Below are 19,651 nucleotides of genomic sequence, written 5' to 3'. Positions count from 1 at the left end.
AACAAGGAGATTGAGTTATATGTCTAAATTAGTTGCACCCCACGGTGGAAAAGGACTTGTATGCTGCAAGCTTGAAGGCGCAGAGCTTGCTGCAGAGCAGAAAAAAGCAGCTGGCCTGAAAAAAATCGAGATCAGCTCCCAGGTAAAGGGCGATTTGATCATGCTGGGTATTGGTGGATTCAGCCCCCTGAACGGTTTCATGACTAAGGCTGACTGGAAAGGCGTTTGTGCTGATTTCCTTCTTGCAGACGGCACTTTCTGGCCTGTTCCTGTAATGCTTGATGCCTCAAAGGCTGATGCAGACGGTATCAAGGTGGGCGATGAGATCACCCTTGAGAGAAAGGGCGAAGCCTATGCCACCATGAAGGTCGCTGAGAAGTTTGAGATGACCGAAGCTGACAAGAAATGGGAGTGTGAGAAGGTTTATAAGGGTCATGGCGAAGAGTCTGCCGATGACGTTTTCTGGAAGATCGCCATGGAAGATCATCCAGGCGTTCAGGCTGTCATGGCAAGAAAAGAGTTCTGCCTTGCCGGCCCTGTAAAGGTCCTTTCCGAGGGTGAGTTCCCCGTGAAGTTTAAGGGTGTTTACCTTACCCCCAAAGAGACCCGTGCCATTTTTGACAAGAAGGGCTGGAAAAATGTTGCTTCCATGCAGCTTCGTAACCCCATGCATCGTTCCCATGAGCATCTTTGCAAGATCGCCCTTGACGTATGTGATGGCGTTCTGATCCATTCCCTCATCGGTAACCTCAAACCCGGTGATATTCCCGCAGATGTGCGTATTGAGTGCATTGACACCCTGATCAAGGGCTACTTTGTTCCCGAGCACGTTGTAAACGGCGGATATCCCCTTGACATGCGTTATGCAGGTCCCCGTGAGGCCCTTCTCCATGCAACCTTCCGCCAGAACTACGGCGTCAACAAGATGATCATCGGCCGTGACCATGCAGGCGTTGGTGATTTCTACACATTGTTCGAGGCCCAGGAGATTTTTGACACCATCCCGATGCCGGAAGAGCCAGGCAAAGCACTGCTGTGTGAGCCCCTCAAAATTGACTGGACCTTTTACTGCAAAAAATGCGACGGCATGGCTTCCATGAGAACCTGCCCCCACGGCAAGGACGACAGGGTCATCCTTTCCGGTACAAAGCTTCGCTATGCACTCTCCCATGGAGAGGAAGTGGTTGATCACTTTGGTCGTGAAGAGGTGCTTGTCATCCTCAGAAAGTACTATGCCGGTCTGACCGAGAAGGTTGAGGTCAAGCTCCAGAGCCATGCCGAAGGAACCAAGATGTAGGAACCTTTTGCAATAGTGCAGTTCTGTTATTGTGAATAAAACGGAGGAGGGGGTTTTCTTAAAATAAGGGAAAACCCCCTCTTTTTTTACCCCGTTGTCCACGGGTAAACCTTTAAAATACAAAGTTGGAAAGTTGAAATGGTTAGACCGGTAATCAGTAGACGGGTGGGGTATAAGCCTGAGGTCAGTTATTTTAAGCCCAGAGGCATCCCCATGTTTGATCTCATTGAGGTGTGTCTCACCGTTGATGAGAGGGAGGCCATTCGCCTGGCAGATCTTGAGGGTCTCTCCCACGAGGAAGGCGGTCAGGAGATGGGGGTTTCACGGGCCACCTTCGGCAGAATCCTGAGAAATGCAAGAACCACGGTTGCGGATGCCATTATCAATGGAAAGGCCATTTCCGTACAGGGGGGGCACTACGAAATTGTCATTACCGAAAGACGCTTTGTCTGTGCTGCCTGCAAGCATCAATGGACGGAACCCCCGGGAACCGGGCGACCCAAGGGGTGTCCCCTGTGTGCGAGCCTGGAGGTGGATCGCCTGAACGACTGAGTCGTATGCTGTTTAAAGGGTTTCCGGGGTAAAGGCAACCACTTTGTCTATGGTGTCGGCATGGGTGAACAGCATTACCAGCCGGTCAACACCCAGGGCAATTCCTGCCGCAGCGGGCATACTTGTAAGGTCCTTTAAAAAGGGTTCGGGCATTGGTGTGGCAGGCTTTCGGGCACGGGCACGGATCGCGGCCTCTGCCTTGAATCGTCTTCTCTGTTCAACCGGGTCGTTGAGTTCTGAAAAGCCGTTGGCAAGCTCCATACCACCAATGTATAGCTCAAACCGCTCGGCAAATTCTGGATCCTCGGGTTTCAATCGTGCAAGGGCTGCCATGGATGCCGGGTAGTCCATGATAAAGGTGGGCACGCTCCTGCCAAGTTCCGGTTCAATTTCAAAGGCCATGATTTCGTCGAAGTTGCCCTTGGACATCGCCCGTTCAAGGGTGGTAGCGGTGTAGCGCCTGAAGGCGGTATCAACGGTTATGACCTCCCAGGGTGATGCAAGATCAATGGTTTGTCCGTTGTAGCTGAGACGGTCCTTACACCCTGTCTGGACTGCAATATGACGGACAAGGGCTGTGCACTGATCCATGAGTTCCAGATAGGTGTAACCCTTTGTGTACCATTCGAGCATGGTCAGTTCGGTCAGGTGTCTGGGGCCGCGTTCATCCCTTCTAAAACATTTGCAGATCTGGAATATCCTGTTATGGCCCCTTGCCAGAAGTCGCTTCATGGCAAGTTCGGGCGATGACTGAAGAAACCAGCCGTCCGACTCAAACGAGTCAATGTGGGCCTCGGGTGCCGGGGCCGGGATGCGTATGGGGGTTTCAACCTCTAGAAAGTCCTGGTCATAAAAATAGCTGCGCATGGCCTGGACGATCCGGGCCCGGCCAGCCAGTCTGTCTGAAAACACGTTATTTGATTTCCTATTATTTTATCGTGTAGGTATCGTTGGGTCTATCCTGAAGAAACGCCCGACTGTACCGTTTCATGTCGGCCCGTTCAAACATCTCATATCCGGTTTCCCGGCATTGTCGGCAGGCGTTCAAGGGAATGTGGACGCACAGGACATGCTTGCCCGTGGATGCCTGGGAGTCGATCTCAAGGGCTCCGGAGCAATCTCTGCATATCCGGATTTTTTCTTTTTGCCGTTCAAGGATGCTGTCCGTGTCGTAGAAAATCTCCCGGTGGCGATGCTGAATTTCGCCATGGATGCCCGCCTTCTCCCGCAACTCCATGCGCTGATTCCAGTATCGGTTGATGATTTCTGACGTCTGTTCTATCTTCTGGGTTACATGGAATGCCTGCCTGAGATTCTCTGGACTGTAATCAGGCTCCACCACCTGGCTGAAGTCCATGCCTGCAAGGGCCAGGATGATCCCGAGGTTGACATAGGGGAGGGCGCCTTCAATGGCATACCCCCCCTCGAGAACCGCAATATCGGGTTTTAACAGGCGGGTGAGTTCAGCATATCCCTGGGCTGAAAATTTCATATTGGTCAGGGGGTCGGTGTAATGGTTGTCCTGGCCTGCTGAGTTGATGATGATATCTGGCTTGAACTCGTCGAGTATGGGAAGTACCGTGTTGTTGATCATGTAGAGGTAGCCTTCGGTTGCCGTTCCAGGGGGCAGGGGGATGTTTAGACAACTGCCCTTTGCATTGGGGCCGCCAAGTTCATGGGGAAATCCCGTTCCGGGATAGAGGGTGCGTCCGTCCTGGTGAAGGCTGATGAACAAGGTGTCTGGATCATGCCAGTAGATGTCGTTGGTGCCGTCACCGTGGTGGCAGTCGGTATCCACAATGGCTACCCTTTTTATGCCGTGTTCCTGGCGCAGGTATTCCACCATGATGGCTTCCATGTTGATATGGCAGAACCCCCTTCCACCGTGGGCCACACGCATGGCATGGTGGCCCGGGGGCCTTATCAGGGCAAAACCGCAGTCTATCTCTTTGTTCATGACGGCCCGGGCAATGGTTTTGGCGCCACCGGCGCTGATCAAGTGGGACTGGGTGGTTATGGTTGCCTCATCCGGAACGCAGAAGTGTACCCGCTGGATTTCCTTTGCAGTGATCAGGTCCGGCTTGTATTCCTCAATACCGCTGATATCGAAGATTCCCTCTTCTAAAACCTGATCCAGGGTATAGAGGAGACGTTCCTCCCTTTCCGGATGGGTGGGGTCGATGGCCCAGTCAAATGCCGGAAAAAATACAAGGCCTGTTCGTTTGTTGGCTTTCAGCATTTTCCTTCCATGGTCTCCTTAAAGGACTCCTTGAATGTCTCGTTCAGGGATATGTAAACGTTGTCATACCCTTTTATCAACCCTGGTTTGACCTGGAGTTTTGCCCGGTAAATTTTGCCCTGGGTTGAAAATTTGCGGACAATGTTGAACTTCTGGAATTCAATCACTTCGATTTCAAGATCCTCGGGTTGAGATCCTGCCCTGATGGCCTTGCTGTGGAGAAGGGTGTATGCTGTTTCAATGACATCATCCTCGGTGTACCCCCGGGGGATGGGTGCGCTGAAATCCTCCTCAGGTGCTGAGGCGATTTTCTGTTCCGTATCCGCCGACAAAGACACCTCGCAGGTCGTCCTGGCAAGGGCTGCGCCAATGGCATTGGCAACACTGCTTGCCGGTACTGATCTTGTTTCGATGCCGGACTGACGCTCTATTTCAGGTGCAAAAAATCGGGCAGGTCCTCCCAGAAGAAGAATCTTCCGGGGTTTTATCTGATACCCTTCCAGAAATTCATGTACCGTATATACGGGTTTGCTGTTGATCTGGGTTACCATTTTATTGGCCACTTTGACAATCATGGCGCAGCAGGTCTTGAAGATGGTGTCGGCGGCTTGAACGGGGGTTGTACCCAGTTGCCCGGCAATGTCTGCCATTCCATCCAGGGCTTTTTGTCGGTCGCCCGCTGTCATGATGCCAAGCACGATCATGGCGTCCGTGGGGGTGGGTTCGGGACCGCCAAAGGCCAGGGCCGGCCCGGATCGAAGGGGACCGATCTTGATGACGCCGTTTTTCACCCTTACATGACTGTCGCCTCCTATTCCCCTGGAAAGTGTCTTGAGTGATCGAATCAGGCTTTGGTACCGTCCCCGACCGATACCCACCGGTTCCAGAAGCGGAGCCTTGTCCACAAGAATGGCAATGTCTGTTGTGGTCCCTCCGATATCAAGAACCAGGACATCCTCGTTGGCCGGAGCATGGGCAATTGCCCCCATGACGCTTGCAGCAGGTCCGGAAAGAATGGTCTGGCCGGGAAAATCCATGGACGCCTCAAGGCTCATGGTGCCACCGTCCGCCTTGAGAATCTGGATGGGTGTCGTTAGCCCCTTTTGCTCAAGGGAGCCTTTGACGGCATTGAAAAACGACCGATGGATGCTGTAGACCGAGGTATTTAAAAGAACCGTTGCGATTCTTCTTGGAAAGTTGAGATTTCCTGAAACCTGGTGGCCGAGAAAGATTTTATCAAAATCTTTGTCTATGAGTTCTTTGATCAAAAGTTCGTGAAAGGGGTTCCTGGGAGAAAATTTTCCTATAACTCCCACATGTTTGATCCCCAGGTGTCTGAGTTGTTCGGAAACGGCCAGGATCTCATCGGGATTGATGGGGCTTCTCTCCCTTCCACGGTGGTCAATGGATCCGGCCACGGGAAAATAGTACTTTCCCCTGCCAAAGAGCTTGGGGTCGATGCCCGGCCCTGAACTTACGATGATGCCTACCGGTTTGGTCCGGCGCTGAACAATTGCATTGGTGGTAAGCGTGGTGCTCAAGACAATGCGTTTGATTTTAAGTGGGTCAATGCCGTCAAGAAGAAGATCGAGTCCCGAAAGAACCGTATTAAAGAGATCCAGGGGGTTTGTTGCTACCTTGACGTTTCGTATGAGCCCGATTTTGTCAAGCAGAACTGCATCCGTGTGGGTTCCGCCAACATCTAATCCGATCAGCATGGCATATCCTGAATATTAACCTTTATAATGAACCGTTGTTAAATAGTGAGCCTGGATTTAAAGCAAACCAGAAATGAAAATAGATGTCAATCAGATTTTTGTCTCCAGGGGATAGGAGTGGGTTTTACGGCATTGTTCCAGGTTTCAGGTCGTTTTGATGGATTTAATCTTGTGACCTCGTGTTGACTTTCAAGAGTTATTGGCTTAGGAAGATTATAGTTCTCATTGAAACCATAAATCATTAGACATGGAATAGGGGAAATAAAATTATGGCACAGTTGATTTCAGACCGCAGGGACATTGATTTTGTTTTACACGAGCAGCTGGGGCTGGTGGACCATGAGCGTTTTGCCGAGTTTAATAAAAAAACCGTTGATCTGATTGTTTCGGAGGCAAGGAACCTGGCTGTAAAGGAGATTTTACCCACCCAGAAGCCGGGTGATGAGGAGGGGTGTACTTTTGACAATGGACGGGTAACGGTTCCGCCGTGCTTCAAGCGGGCCTGGGAACTATACAAGGAGGGCGAATGGCTTGCCATGACCGATGATCCCGAGGTGGGGGGCCAGGGCATGCCAAAACTTGTGGGTCTTGCTGCAAATGAATATCTCATCGGTGCCAACCCCTCGTTCATGCTCTACAGCGGCATGACCCACGGAGCTGCCACCCTTGTGGAGGCCTTTGGAACTGACGAGCAGAAACGGCTCTATATGAAAAAAATGTTTTCCGGTGAGTGGGGTGGAACCATGCTGCTCACCGAGGCCGAGGCAGGTTCTGACGTGGGGGCCTTGTCCTCGGTTGCAAAAAAGAATGCTGACGGCACCTATTCGATTACGGGGACCAAAATATTTATCTCGGCAGGCGAGCATGACCTTGCTAAAAACATCATTCACCCGGTGCTTGCAAGGATAGAAGGGGCGCCCGAAGGTACCCGTGGCATCTCGCTCTTCCTGGTTCCCAAGTACAGGGTCAATGATGATGGCAGCCTTGGTGAGTTTAACAATGTGGTTTGCACGGGCATTGAGGAGAAGATGGGGCTCCACGGAAACGCCACCTGCACCCTCTCCCTTGGCGAAAAGGGTGAGAGTATCGGTACCCTTTTGGGTGCGGAAAACAAGGGGATGTCGGCCATGTTCAGGATGATGAACGAGGCCCGTGCCTTTGTTGGCCTCCAGGGTTTTGCCGTATCAACGGCCTCCTATATGTATGCCCTTGACTATGCCAGGACAAGAATCCAGGGAAAGAATATTCTCAAGGCAAGACAGCCGGGGGTGAAGAGCTGTCCCATCATCGAGCACCCGGATGTGAGGCGACAGCTGCTCAACATGAAGGCCCTGATCGAAGGCATGAGAAGCCTGATCTACTTTAACGGAAAATGCCTCGATATTGCTGAAACTTCGGAAGATCCCGAACAAAAGGAGCGGTACGGCGACATGGTCGAGCTTCTTACCCCCCTGGTCAAGGGATATGTCACAGATCGATCCCTTGAGGTGTGCAGCCATGGGGTCCAGGTTTATGGCGGGTACGGGTATATCAAGGAATTTCCCGTTGAGCAGCTCATGCGTGATTCAAGGATTTACATGATCTACGAGGGAACCAACGGCATTCAGGCCATGGACCTGCTGGGCCGGAAGCTTGCCATGAAGGACGGCAAACTTTTTAGGGATTTCATTGACGAGATTCGTCAGGTGGTGGAAGCGGCAAAGCAGGTTGAGGGGGTCAAGGCCATTGCCGCTCGGGTTGAAAAGGCCGTGGATAAACTTGAACAGACGGCAAAGGTCATTGGGGAACGGTCAAAATCCAAGGATGTGATGAACGCCTATTCCTTTGCCCATCCATTCCTTGAGGTGACAGGTGATGTTGCCATGGCCTGGATGCTGCTGTGGCGGGCCATGGTGGCTGCGCCAAAGCTTGTCAAAAAGGCGGGCTCCCTTGATCCTGAAGTTGTGGCCGCAAAGTCAGCCACGAACAAGGATGCGGCTTATTATGCCGGCCAGGTAATGACGGCAGCCTTTTTCATCAATACCCTTCTTCCGTCAGCCCTTGCAAAAATGGATGCCATTGTCGAGGGTGATTCCAGTGTGGAAACCATGCCCGAGGCAGCTTTTGGGTCCAGGTAAATTATTTTTTCAAAGGAGGAGCCATGCTTGACTACATGAAAAAGAGTTTTCTGGCCGGTGTCGGGCTTGCCCTGCGGTCAAAAAAAGAGATCGAAGATCTGGCCCGGGAGTTTGCGGAAAAGGGTAAGATGGACCAGCAGGAGGGTCAAAAATTTCTCGATGATATCATGGACCGTTATGATGAAACCGTGGAAAAATTTGACCATAGGGTGGAGTCTGCAGTGGAGAAAATCCTTAAAAAGACCGACCTGGCAAGGAGAAGTGATCTTGTTAAATTGAAAAAAGAGATTACAGAGATCAAAGCCATGCTGGTTGAACTCCAGGCCGGCAGCGTCGACAAAGATGAAACCTAGGATATGGTCAGTATCCGGAAAATAGGCGGCCTTGGCAGGAGTTATCGCCATTTTTTGCGTTACCGCCAGATACTCGGGATTATTTTCAAATATGGATTCGGTAACATCATTGATGCCTTGAATCTTGACGAGTATATTGAAATAGGACTCAAGCTGATCTCCCGGAACAAGGGGGAGCGGCTTGAGAAGCTTTCCGGGGCCATGCGAATCAGAATGATTTTTGAGGAGCTTGGCCCTACTTTTATAAAGTTCGGCCAGATTTTGTCCTCCCGCCCGGATCTCATTCCTGTTAATCTGTTGACTGAACTTGCCCGACTCCAGGACCATGTGCCGCCTTTCTCCTTTGATGAAGTGGCCGCCATCATCTCGGCCGAGTTCGGACGTCCCCATGGAGAGGTCTTTGAATTCATCGACCATACCCCCATTGCATCGGCTTCCATTGGCCAGGTCCACAGGGCGGGTATTACAGGGGTTGGTGAGGTGGCTGTCAAGGTTCAGCGGCCGGGCATACGCAAGATCATTGAGGTGGATCTTGAAATTATGCACCACCTGGCCACCCTTGCCGAGGACCATGTGGAGGAGATCGCATACCACAGACCGGTCAGGATCGTTGAGGAGTTTGCAAAAAGCCTTGGCCGGGAGCTTGACTATTCAGTTGAAGCCAGCAATCTTGAGAGAATGGCAAGGCAGTTCAGCAACGATAAAACCGTTCATATTCCCGGGGTATTCCGGGCAGAATCAAGCCAGCGTGTGCTGACCATGGAGTTTATCCGGGGGGTGAAAATTTCTGAAAGAGCGGCCCTTGTCCGCCAGGGTCTGGACATCGGACAAATCACCCGGAACGGGGCTCAGTTTGTCATGAAGCAGGTGTTTGATTTTGGCTTTTTCCATGCCGATCCCCATCCGGGTAACCTGTTTGTGCTTCCCAAAAACGTCATCTGTCCGGTTGATTTTGGCATGGCAGGATTTATTCCCCGCCACACCCGGGAGTCCTTTGTGGATCTTATCTATGCAATCCACAAGAAGGATATGCGCCTTGGGGCACGATTTCTCCTTGAGCTTGCCGACTATGATGTCGAGCCGGATCTTGCCGCCCTTGAAAAGGACCTTACGGATTTTGTCGTGCTTAACCTTGACCGGCCGCTCAAGGAGATACGCATCGGTCAGCTTGTCCAGGACATTCTGGAGATATCGTCCCACCACAAGATGCGGATTCCCCCTGATCTTTTCCTGATGATGAAGGCCTTTGCCACGGTTGAAGGTGTGGCAAAAAAACTTGATCCGGATTTTGATATGATCAAGGCTGCCGCCCCCCATGTGAGGCAGGCAAAATTGTCCAGACTTTCCCCGAAACGTATCTCTGAAGATATGCTTGGCATTACCAGGGAAGCCCTGAGATTTGCCCGAATCTTTCCCTCGGATTTTCTTGAAATTCTGCGACTTGCAAAGCTTGGAAACATCCGCCTGAATATTCAGATTCAGGGATTCGAACGTATGCTTGCCACCCATGACCAGATCAGCAACCGCATCTCCTTTGCCATTATCATAGCTGCCCTGATCATGGGGTCGGCCCAGCTGATCAACTCCAATGTGCCTCCCATTCTTTTCGGGGTTTCGGTTATCGGGATTGCAGGCTTTATTGCTGCAGCCCTGATGGGGGTGTGGCTGCTTGTGGCCATCATCAAAAAGGGACGTCTATAACTCAGCAATTTTAACCCATGATTTAAAATATATACGTCAGTCTGTGCTGATTTCCACAATTAGAATTTCTGGCCTATCTCTACCGTGGCTGGAGTTTCATATATAAATATTGCACTGATCAACGGTCCTATGTTAAAAAAATGGGAAAATTTAATTTACGGGGTAATACAGGTTGGGAATGGAAAAGGGAGGAGGCATGGGTGAAAAACCTGTTTTCAGGATCGGTCTGCTGAAATGGGTTGGCGATTTTTCCATGGGCCTTGCCGGTTCTAAAGGAGCCTTTGACCCGGTTCCCCTGGGCTCCTGGACCCAGATTCTGGACAGCCTGCGCGACCGGAGGATTGACGGCGCATTTATTCCGGTCCCGGCCGCCATTGACCTTGTGACGTCAGGTACTGATATCCGTATTCTGCTCAAGGGACCCAATCCGGGGGCTTTTTTCATTAAAAATCGAGGGGCAGACATTAAAAGTCTGGCCGATTTCAAGGGGAAAACCGTACTGGTTCCCCATGGGTTATCCATCTACACCCTACTTGTCCACAGGCTCATGGCATCCATTGGTTTGCGGTTGGGCAATGACAGTTCATCGGACGTTGTTTTTGAGCCCATGGCCGTTCATTTGATGGCCGAAGCCCTGGCCTATGACGATGACGGGCGTATCGGTGGTTTTATCGGGCCGGAACCCTTTGGAACCATGGCGGTCAAGGCCGGGGCAGGCAGGATTGTCTGCCGGGCTGAGCGACTCTGGCCAGGTTACCCTCCTGACGTTTTTGTCCTGGGTGGCGACCTGGTTGAATCCTTTCCCGATGCCGTGTCTTCCCTGGTGGAGACCCTTGGCAATGTCTTTTTCTTCCCCCGGCAATCGGGCCGTGAAGCGTCTGGGATGCTGAATTTCGATTGTTTAATTGATATCAAGACTGTCAAGCAGATCGAGGAATATATGGGGGCGGCATTTGGGTTTGTTGCCGGTACCACGGATTTCTCCCGGGCCGTTCAAATGGATTTTGCCATGAAAACAGGAGCTGCAATTTAAATTTTGAAAATCGAATTTGATAAGCTCACCAAGGGGTATCGAAAATCCAACGGCACCTGGCATCCTGTTCTCAAGAACGTCTCTCTCTCCATTCAACCAGGGGATTTTGTGATGCTGCTTGGCAAGTCCGGCTGTGGAAAGACTACCCTTTTGAACATGCTGGCAGGGTTTGACACGCCCTCATCGGGAACCGTCCGGGTGGACGGCAAACGGGTCGCCGACATTCATCCCTCAAGAACCATGCTGTTCCAGCAACCCACCCTGATTCCCTGGCTCACGGTCGAGGAAAATGTGGCCTATGGGTGTAAAATCCGGAAAGATTTTCATCAGCTTGACTATCGGGTGGCTCAGTTCATTGAGATTACCGGACTTTCAGGTTTTGAACATTCAAGGCCGTGTGAACTCTCCCTGGGTATGGCCCAGCGGACCTGCCTTGCCAGGGCCCTTGTGGGACATCCGGAAATATTGATCATGGACGAGCCCTTTGCCTCCCTTGATACCTTTACCAGGGCCCATATCCAGGAGGAGACGGTTAATCTCTGGCTGAGTGAACAGTTTACCGTGGTGTTTGTAACCCATGACATTGATGAGGCCATTCTGATGGGTAACCGGGTGGTGCTCCTTGGTGGTTCGCCTGTTGGCATTATCGAGACTTTTGATATTGATCTCCCCTATCCCAGGGATCTTAATCACCCGCTGTTCAAGGGCTTCAGGCGGGAGATTCTGAATCGGTTCAAACGCTCCCAATCGGGCAACAGAGGATTCCTATGAGTGTGAAAGACCCAGGTGATATTCAACGACGGCGTTTCATGGGAAAAGCTGCCATGGCCCTTGGTGCCTCTTTTTTTGCCCCTTTAGCTTCTGCGGAAGGCAAATCAGAAACCCTCAGAATTGGATATCTACCCATCACCGATGCAGCCCCGCTGCTCATCGCCCACAGTCTTGGCTTTTTTATGGAACAGGGGCTTACCGTGCCAAGACCGGTTATGGTGAGATCCTGGAATGTGCTCACCGAGTCTTTTATTGCAGGTAAGTTTGATCTTACCCACATGCTTTTTCCCATACCTGTCTGGATGAGATTCAAGCAGAAAATTCCAGTCAAGGTCCTTGGGTGGGATCATACCAACGGCAGCGCCCTGACCGTTCGTGGGGATTCCCATATCAGGGGTTTTGCAGATCTCGGGGGGTGTCAGATTGCAGTCCCTTCATGGTACTCCACCCATAATCTTGTTGTACAACTTGCCATCAGAGCCCAGGGGCTTGTGCCGGTGATCAGGCCCCAGAATGCCCCCCTTGGGCCCAATGAGGTGAATCTGTTCATTCTTTCACCGCCTGAAATGCCGCCTGCGCTGCTGGGTCGAAAAATAGACGGTTTCATTGTTGCTGAACCCTTTAATGCCCTTGCCGAGATAAAGCTCAAGGCAAGGATCATGCGGTTTACCGGAGACATCTGGAAGAATCATCCCTGTTGTGTTATTGTGTCCCGGGAGAGTCTGACCCGGACAAGGCCGGCATTGGTTCAAAGGGCTGTCAATGCCGTGGTGCGGGCCCAGATCTGGTGTGAACACAACAGGGAAGAGGCGGCCCATATCTTGAGCCGGGACGGGGCGGGGTATCTGCCCGTTCGGGCCGATGTTCTGAAGCGGGTATTTACCGGATATGATTTTAAAGCGTACACCACAGGGCCTCTGCCACGGGCCATTGTTCATCCAGAGTGGAAGGTTGATAGAATCGGGTTTCAACCCTATCCCTTTGCCTCAGCCACTCGGTTCATACTTGAGCAGATGGGTAAAACCCTTGTTGAAGGAGATACCGGGTTTTTGAAAAATCTTGACCTTGAATGGGCCCGGGGGGAGCTTGTGGATGATCGTTTTGTGCGCAAGGCAATGGTGAACAATCAAAATCATGGGGACTTTTTTCCCTTGGGTCCGACTGCGTCCCTGGAAAGGGAGGAGACGATTGAAATTAATTGATCGCCTGGTATGGCGGCCTTCCCAAAACACCAAGGGCGGATATGGGCTGTCTGCCAGTGGCGGCGAGTCTGGAGCAGGGTATGAAGTTTTCGGCATATCTTTACTTGTCGTGGTCTGGGTACTTGCTGGAACCTTTTTTCTTTCCAGCCGTGCCCTTGAGCCGTTCAACCAATTTTTGCCCGTGCCAACGCTAAAGGCCCTTGGCATTGCTGTCACCCAGGGGCATTTCTGGGTGTCTGTGTGGGCAAGCCTCAGGCGGGTCCTTCTGGGGATAACCATTGCATCCGTTCTGGGCATTCCCGGTGGGATAGTCATTGGATTTTATCCCAGGCTCAGGAGCCTTTCCTACTCACCCATTCAGTTTTTGCGGATGATCAGTCCCCTTTCCTGGATGCCCGTTGCTTTGATCGTTTTTGTTCAATTTGAGTCGGCAATTGTTTTTTTGATCGTCATGGCAACGGTCTGGCCCATCATGCTCAACACGGCCACAGGGGTTGGAAACGTGAATCCAAGCTGGATACGCATGGCAATGAACCAGGGGGCAAACCATTTCCAACTGATCTGGACCATCATTGTTCCAGTCTCTTTGCCCAATGTGCTCACAAGCCTCCGGCTTGCCCTGGGTATTGCCTGGATTGTGCTTGTGCCTGCCGAATTTCTGGGCGTTTCAAGCGGGCTTGGGTATCTTATCAACGATGCCAGGGATACCATGTCCTATGACGTGCTCATGGCCATGATTATCGCCATCGGCATTTTGGGGTTTTTGCTTGACAGGGGGATGCAGATGGTTCAGGGGGTGGTAAAATCCACCTGGGGTGATTATTGAAACGTTGATTGGGTGATGGACTTCAGCAACTGCTGACGGCGGCTGATGGATACAAAAATATAAAGGAGCCTTTTTATGGCGGTAGACCCAAAAATAAAAATTCTTGTCGCAGATGATTCCGGCACCATGCGTGTAATGTTCAAGCAGATGTTGAACAAGGCGGGGTTTGATAATATTATCGTGGCGGTGAACGGTGATGACGGCATCGCAAAGGTTGAGGCAGAGAAACCTGATCTTGTGATCAGTGACTGGAACATGCCCCAGCGGGACGGGCTTGAATTTCTCAAGTGGCTCAGGAGTCGGGATGAATATAGGAATATTCCCTTTATCATGGCCACGGCCCAGGCTGACAAGGGCCAGCAGATTCTCATCATGGAAGCCGGGGGAAACGGCCATGTGCCAAAACCCTTTGATGTCGACCAGATAAAGGCAAGTATTGAAAAAGTGTTTTCAAGTGGTAATGGAGCTGTTGTTGAAAAAAAAGAGAGAAGGGTGGTTGACGGTAAAGTGGTTCTTAATGTGGCACATATCCAGATTACAGACCACCTTGCACTGGGTGCGCTTAAGTACAGGATTGACAGTGGAGAGATTACTCCCCGTCATTTCATACTTGACACGGACTGCAAGCCCGGATGGAATCCAATTCAGGAAGGGCTTGAGAACGGTGCATTAGACGCGGCCTTTGTGCTTGCACCCATTGCCATGGACTTATTTGCCTATGATTCTCCCATCCGGCTGGTGCTTCTGGCCCATAAGAACGGCAGCACCTTTGTGCGAAGCCGTCATTATGATCATCGGTTTGATTCTCTCCAGAGCTTTTATAAGTACAAGGTCGTTGATATCCCCCATAAGATGAGTGTTCATCATATGCTCGCCCATCAGTTTTTAAAAGAGCTGGGACTCAAGCCCGGGGTTCCCGGGAAAAAGGCCATCAACGTCAGATTCGAAGTTGTTCCACCCATAAAAATGCCCGGCATCATGAACGAGAATGACGATGTGGCAGGATTCATGGTTGCCGAGCCCATTGCCACCAAGGCTATTGCCAAAGGGATCGGTGAGCTGGAGTTTATCTCGTCTACCCGCTGGGAGAGTCATCCCTGCTGTGTTGTGGCAATGCAGCAGACGTTTATTGAAACCTATCCCCAGGCAACCCAGGAGTTTGTTTCCCTTGTTGTTGAGTCGGGTAAATACATTGAGGCGGATAAGTCAAGGGCAGCGGACATTGGTGTGAAATTCCTCGATCCTGACGGCCGACTGGGTTTGACTCCCGGTGTGCTCCAGCAGGTGTTCGCCCAGCCCCAGGCCATACGCATGGACGATCTTTACCCTGTCAAGGAAAATTTGGATAAAATCCAGAGGTATATGCATGACGTCATGGGCATCGGTAAGATAATTGATCTTGACCGTTTTGTGGACACTCGGTTTGCAGATACGGCCTGTCAGTTGTAGACAGGCTTCCATGGACCAGAAATTATTTTTTACATGAGGTGATATATGAAGATAACAGATCCGGAAATTATCAAAACAGGAGAGCGGGATCTCATTGAGGCCGTTAAAGGCGATCTTGACTGGCAGGCCATTGGAGAGATCATCAAGGAAAAAATCGATCGCTCGTCGGTTGACTCAACCGGTGGACAGATTATTGTCCATGATAATCAGGTGGCGTTTCGGGTGGATCTTGTGGTTAAGATGGATCTGAGCCTGATCTTTGACCGGGACGGCAATCTCATTTCGGACAATGCGGATTCAGGAAAAGACCAGGTGTCTGAAATTCTGGAGCCGGCACCGGCGGAAGAAGATATCTTAACCCTGGATGAGGTGTCAACCCTGGATGAGGTGTCAACCCTGGATGAGGTGTCAACCCTGGATGAGGTGTCAACCCTGGATGAGGTGTCAACCTTGGATGAGGTGCCGGCCCTGGATGATGTTCAGACCCCGGAGGCCCTGGCCGATATTGATTCATTGCCAGGCAACGAAGATGAAACGGAGATGGACCCAGGGATTGAGCTGCCGGAACTGGATCTGGATGATCTGGACCTTACCAGTGATGAGGTGAGCGAAACCCTGGATGACGATATTGATGAGATTCTCAAGGAGAGTCGGGACTTTTGGGAAAACAAAAAGACGGATTAGATGGAAGAAAAAAAAACATTAAAAAAAGTGAGGGCCCTGGGGCTCACCTCAGGAGGGCTTGACAGCATTCTAAGTGCCCTTGTCCTGAGGGAGCAGGGGATTGATGTCACCTGGGTCAGTTTTACCACCCCTTTCTTTTCGTCCCATGCAGCCCAAAAGGCGGCAGACAGATACAAGATTCCCCTGATGGTGGTGGACATTACAGAAATTTATATTGAGATGTTGAAAAATCCTCCGGCAGGTTACGGGAAGAATATGAATCCCTGCATGGACTGCCACGTTTTGATGTTTGCTGAAGCAGGCCGGATCATGGTGCAGGAGGGGTTTGATTTTCTTTTCAGCGGTGAGGTGGCAGGCCAGCGGCCGTTTTCCCAGAACAAGCGTTCGTTGCGGTATGTGGAAAAACATTCTGGATTTGACGGGTCGATTCTAAGACCGTTGAGTGCCGGGGTGCTTCCTGTAACAGAGGCTGAGCGTCAAAATCTTGTGGACCGCAACCGGCTGGGGTCAATTTCAGGCCGGTCGAGAAAAAAACAGATTGAGATGGCAAAACAGTTTAACGTGGTTGATTATCCCGCCCCGGCAGGGGGTTGCAGGCTGACGGACAGCGCCTTTTCCGCAAGGCTCAGGGATCTGTTTGACCTTGTACCTGATTTTGGAAAACGAGACCTTTACCTTTTGCACCACGGCCGGCATTTCAGGCTTGACCCTGGAACACGGATTGTTGTGGGGCGCTCAGAGGCGGACAATGGGATGATTGAAACCTTGTATGTCCCTGAAACAGATACCTTCATGCGCATGGTTGACCTGCCAGGCCCCCTTGTTCTGATTCCCCGGGCCGTATCCCCGGATATGGTAGAGTGGGCCGCTGCCATCTGTGCCAGCTACACCAAGGCTAAAGCCGGCCAGGAGGTCCAGGTGCTTGTTTGTTCCCCGGCAGGTGAGAGCGTCATTCAGGTCAAGGCCCTAGATCCGGAAGGCTTCCAGGACCTTCTTATTTAGTGTTTGAACGAAAACTTACCCATCTGCGGCGTTGCTGCAAAATCCTGCCAAATTATAAGATTGGCCTCACGTACATTAGTACGCTCCGGTTTCAGAATTTTTTGCGCCTTGCATATGGGCAACTTTTCACCCAAACACGGGTTCTCGGTCTGCCATAACGCAAGGTTCGACATTTAAAGATCCGCTTTGGCCCTGAGCTGGCCGCAGGCGGCTGAAATGTCGTCTCCCTTGCTTTTTCTCACCATGGCCGTGAGGTTATGGTCAAGAAGCATCTGCAAAAACGCAAGGATGCTCTCCTTTGACGGGCGTTTGAAATCGCTTTGGTCATGCTCGTTAAAGGGGATGAGGTTCACCTTGGCCCGGATGGGCAGCAAAAGTGTGATGAGTCGTTTTGCATCATCCATTGTGTCGTTGACGTTTTTGATAAGGATGTATTCAAAGGTAATTTTTTTCCTTGGCTTCATCTGGAAGTTGGTGCAGGCCTTTAGCAGTTCATGCATGGGATACCGTCGGTTTATGGGCATGAGCATGGACCGGGTCTCGTCCGTGGTTGCGTTGAGGGAGACGGCAAGGTTGACCTCTGTGTCATTGCCGAGCCTTAGGATTTCCGGCACAAGGCCGCAGGTGGACAGGGTGATCCTTCTGGACGACAGCTTGAGGCCGTAATCGCTGTCAGTCATGATGGACAGCGCCCTTACCACGGTGTCATAGTTTGCAAGGGGTTCTCCCATGCCCATGAAGACAATGTTTGACAGGGGGCGTTGCGCCTTTCTTTTGGCAAGGACTGTTTTTGCCGTTCTGATCTGCCCAATGATTTCACCCGTGGTGAGGTTGCGGGTAAATCCCCCCTTTGCCGTGAGGCAGAATTTGCAGCCCTGGGCGCACCCTGCCTGGGAGGAGATGCACAGGGTGAAGTGGTCCTTTTCAGGGATGAGAACCGCTTCGATGTAAGCATTGTCATGGAGGCGGAACAGAAGCTTTTCCGTTCCGTCCCGGGAGATCTCTGAACGATCAAAGACCATGGCTGACAGGGTGAAATTTTCCTTGAGCCGCTGCCTGAGATCCTTGCCGATGTCGGTCATCTCGTCAAAGGTTTGGGCCTGGCGGAGGTAGAGCCATTTGAAAACCTGGCCCCCACGAAAGGAGCGTTCGTTGTTGTTTTCAAACCATGCGGTGAGCTCCTGGCGTGTAAAATCAGTTATCTCTTTCAAAAAAATCTCCATGGGGTGAGAAATTAAATTTTCCCCCGGTTAGGTGTTGGACGAGGGGGTTCAAATCCCTGCCTGGGTGCGGTGTAGACAACGCTTTTTTCTTGACTTATCATGGAATAAGTACTAATTTCAAGATTTTAATCAATGACCAAGGTTTGAAGAGTTCCTATGTTTGACAACTTGAGTGATCGGCTGAATGCTACGTTTAAGAAACTGAAAGGGCGAGGAACCCTTTCTGAGAAGGCAATTGATGAGGGGCTTAAACAGGTCCGCATGGCACTTCTTGAAGCAGATGTAAATTACAGGGTTGCAAAAAAAGTTATTTCAGATATACATAGGCGAGCCCTTGGTCAGGAGGTGATGGAGAGCCTTACCCCCGGTCAGCAGGTGATTAAGATTGTCTATGACGAATTCTCCACCATGATGGGGTCTGCCCATGAGGGGTTGAACCTTGGCAATCGGGTTCCTGAAACGGTCATGCTTGTGGGGTTACAGGGTGCAGGAAAGACGACCACGGCGGGAAAACTTGCCCTTTATTTGAAAAAACAAGGTAAGCGGCCCTTTCTGGTTCCTGTGGATCTTCACCGGCCTGCGGCAATTGATCAGCTGAAAAAGTTGGGAAAACAGCTTGGGATTCCTGTGTTTGACTCAACCCAGGAGATGAAACTTGGGGATATCTGCCGGGCTGCAGAAAAAATGGCCGGCCAGGAGGGGTTTGACACCCTGCTTGTGGATACGGCAGGACGGCTCCATGTGGATGATGGGTTGATGGCAGAGCTTGTCGAGCTTAAAAAAATGCTCAACCCGGTTGAGACGCTTCTTGTGGCCGATGCAATGACCGGTCAGGATGCTGTCAACATTGCAGGTGCATTTGACAAGGCAGTGGATCTTACCGGGGTAATCCTCACCAAGATGGATGGTGATGCAAGGGGCGGGGCCGCCCTTTCCATCAAAGCCGTCACAGGTAAACCCCTTAAGTTCATCGGTGTGGGCGAAAAATCCACGGGACTTGAGCCCTTTCATCCTGAACGGATGGCATCCAGGATCCTTGGCATGGGGGACACACTTTCCCTCATTGAAAAGGCCCAGGAATCGGTTGATCTGAAAAAGGCTGAGGCCCTGGAGAAGAAGTTAAAGAAAAATCAGTTTACCCTTGAAGATTTTCGGGATCAGATGGCTTCGGTCCGAAGCATGGGGTCGATCAAGGATCTGATGGGGCTTATTCCCGGAGTCAACAAGAAAATGATTTCGGGTTTAAATATTGACGAACGTGAGTTTGTGCGGATAGAGGCAATAATCAACTCCATGACCCCTGAAGAGCGCCGGAGCCATGCGATCATCAAGGGAAGCAGGAAAAAGAGAATTGCAAAGGGAAGCGGGTCCACGGTTCAGGATGTGAACAAGCTTCTTAAAAGTTATACACAGACAATGAAAATGGTCAAAAAGTTCAATAAAGGCGGCATGCGTTCCCTAAAGGGTATGCTTCCGTTCTAAGG

At 51.2% G+C, this 19,651-nt stretch carries 17 protein-coding genes; 13 read left to right on the top strand and 4 right to left on the bottom strand.

Annotation, left to right across the window (positions count from 1 at the left end):
- Nucleotides 1-19 precede the first annotated feature (19 nt).
- Together sat and HRM2_RS15390 are read left to right on the top strand one after the other, a co-directional pair.
- On the top strand, nucleotides 20-1,297 hold the full coding sequence (sat, locus tag HRM2_RS15395; protein WP_015904963.1) for a sulfate adenylyltransferase: 1,278 nt from the start codon (nucleotides 20-22) through the stop codon (nucleotides 1,295-1,297).
- Nucleotides 1,298-1,435: 138 nt separating this feature from the next.
- The gene (locus HRM2_RS15390) at nucleotides 1,436-1,849 is read left to right on the top strand and encodes a DUF134 domain-containing protein (RefSeq protein WP_015904962.1); all 414 of its coding nucleotides are present in this window, start codon (nucleotides 1,436-1,438) and stop codon (nucleotides 1,847-1,849) included.
- Nucleotides 1,850-1,861: 12 nt separating this feature from the next.
- Here the strand turns inward: HRM2_RS15390 and epmA are convergent, their stop codons facing one another.
- From epmA to HRM2_RS15375, 3 genes are read right to left on the bottom strand one after another with little or no spacing between them, the layout of a single operon-like run.
- Complete coding sequence (gene epmA, locus HRM2_RS15385; protein WP_015904961.1) at nucleotides 1,862-2,761, bottom strand: EF-P lysine aminoacylase EpmA; 900 nt, start codon at nucleotides 2,759-2,761, stop codon at nucleotides 1,862-1,864.
- 16 nt (nucleotides 2,762-2,777) lie between these two features.
- Nucleotides 2,778-4,088: a histone deacetylase family protein gene (locus HRM2_RS15380; protein WP_015904960.1), complete on the bottom strand. Its 1,311-nt coding sequence runs from the start codon at nucleotides 4,086-4,088 to the stop codon at nucleotides 2,778-2,780.
- Entirely contained in the window at nucleotides 4,082-5,806 is a 1,725-nt protein-coding gene (locus HRM2_RS15375; RefSeq protein ID WP_015904959.1) for a hydantoinase/oxoprolinase family protein, read from the bottom strand. The genes HRM2_RS15380 and HRM2_RS15375 overlap by 7 nt, the downstream gene beginning before the upstream one ends.
- A 269-nt stretch (nucleotides 5,807-6,075) precedes the next feature.
- Here HRM2_RS15375 and HRM2_RS15370 point away from each other — a divergent pair, with 269 nt between their 5' ends.
- The 10 genes from HRM2_RS15370 to HRM2_RS15325 all read left to right on the top strand — a co-directional run bounded on the left by HRM2_RS15370 (nucleotide 6,076) and on the right by HRM2_RS15325 (nucleotide 16,944).
- On the top strand, nucleotides 6,076-7,923 hold the full coding sequence (locus HRM2_RS15370) for an acyl-CoA dehydrogenase (protein ID WP_015904958.1): 1,848 nt from the start codon (nucleotides 6,076-6,078) through the stop codon (nucleotides 7,921-7,923).
- Between the two features lie 23 nt (nucleotides 7,924-7,946).
- Nucleotides 7,947-8,276: a phasin family protein gene (locus HRM2_RS15365; protein WP_015904957.1), complete on the top strand. Its 330-nt coding sequence runs from the start codon at nucleotides 7,947-7,949 to the stop codon at nucleotides 8,274-8,276.
- A 3-nt stretch (nucleotides 8,277-8,279) separates the two neighbouring features.
- Nucleotides 8,280-9,977, top strand: coding sequence for an ABC1 kinase family protein (locus tag HRM2_RS15360; RefSeq protein WP_015904956.1), 1,698 nt, complete (start codon nucleotides 8,280-8,282; stop codon nucleotides 9,975-9,977).
- 196 nt (nucleotides 9,978-10,173) lie between these two features.
- The gene (locus HRM2_RS15355) at nucleotides 10,174-11,010 is read left to right on the top strand and encodes an ABC transporter substrate-binding protein (RefSeq protein WP_041273307.1); all 837 of its coding nucleotides are present in this window, start codon (nucleotides 10,174-10,176) and stop codon (nucleotides 11,008-11,010) included.
- 3 nt (nucleotides 11,011-11,013) lie between these two features.
- Complete coding sequence (locus tag HRM2_RS15350; protein WP_015904954.1) at nucleotides 11,014-11,781, top strand: ABC transporter ATP-binding protein; 768 nt, start codon at nucleotides 11,014-11,016, stop codon at nucleotides 11,779-11,781.
- Nucleotides 11,778-12,983, top strand: coding sequence for an ABC transporter substrate-binding protein (locus HRM2_RS15345; RefSeq protein WP_015904953.1), 1,206 nt, complete (start codon nucleotides 11,778-11,780; stop codon nucleotides 12,981-12,983). Before HRM2_RS15350 ends, HRM2_RS15345 begins: the two co-directional genes overlap by 4 nt.
- The gene (locus HRM2_RS15340; RefSeq protein WP_232364046.1) at nucleotides 12,970-13,809 is read left to right on the top strand and encodes an ABC transporter permease; all 840 of its coding nucleotides are present in this window, start codon (nucleotides 12,970-12,972) and stop codon (nucleotides 13,807-13,809) included. The genes HRM2_RS15345 and HRM2_RS15340 overlap by 14 nt, the downstream gene beginning before the upstream one ends.
- 75 nt (nucleotides 13,810-13,884) lie before the next feature.
- Nucleotides 13,885-15,258: a response regulator gene (locus tag HRM2_RS15335; protein ID WP_015904951.1), complete on the top strand. Its 1,374-nt coding sequence runs from the start codon at nucleotides 13,885-13,887 to the stop codon at nucleotides 15,256-15,258.
- Nucleotides 15,259-15,303: 45 nt separating this feature from the next.
- The gene (locus tag HRM2_RS15330) at nucleotides 15,304-15,942 is read left to right on the top strand and encodes a hypothetical protein (protein ID WP_015904950.1); all 639 of its coding nucleotides are present in this window, start codon (nucleotides 15,304-15,306) and stop codon (nucleotides 15,940-15,942) included.
- Nucleotides 15,943-16,944, top strand: coding sequence for a DUF814 domain-containing protein (locus HRM2_RS15325; RefSeq protein ID WP_015904949.1), 1,002 nt, complete (start codon nucleotides 15,943-15,945; stop codon nucleotides 16,942-16,944).
- A gap of 173 nt (nucleotides 16,945-17,117) precedes the next feature.
- Here the strand turns inward: HRM2_RS15325 and rlmN are convergent, their stop codons facing one another.
- Nucleotides 17,118-18,155, bottom strand: coding sequence for a 23S rRNA (adenine(2503)-C(2))-methyltransferase RlmN (gene rlmN, locus HRM2_RS15320; protein WP_015904948.1), 1,038 nt, complete (start codon nucleotides 18,153-18,155; stop codon nucleotides 17,118-17,120).
- Nucleotides 18,156-18,323: 168 nt separating this feature from the next.
- On the opposite strand from rlmN, the gene ffh reads away from it, so the two are divergent.
- Complete coding sequence (gene ffh / locus HRM2_RS15315; RefSeq protein WP_015904947.1) at nucleotides 18,324-19,649, top strand: signal recognition particle protein; 1,326 nt, start codon at nucleotides 18,324-18,326, stop codon at nucleotides 19,647-19,649.
- Nucleotides 19,650-19,651 lie beyond the last annotated feature (2 nt).

It is taken from the genome of Desulforapulum autotrophicum HRM2 (assembly GCF_000020365.1).
GTDB lineage: Bacteria > Desulfobacterota > Desulfobacteria > Desulfobacterales > Desulfobacteraceae > Desulforapulum > Desulforapulum autotrophicum.
This window is presented reverse-complemented; position numbering and strand designations above follow the sequence as displayed.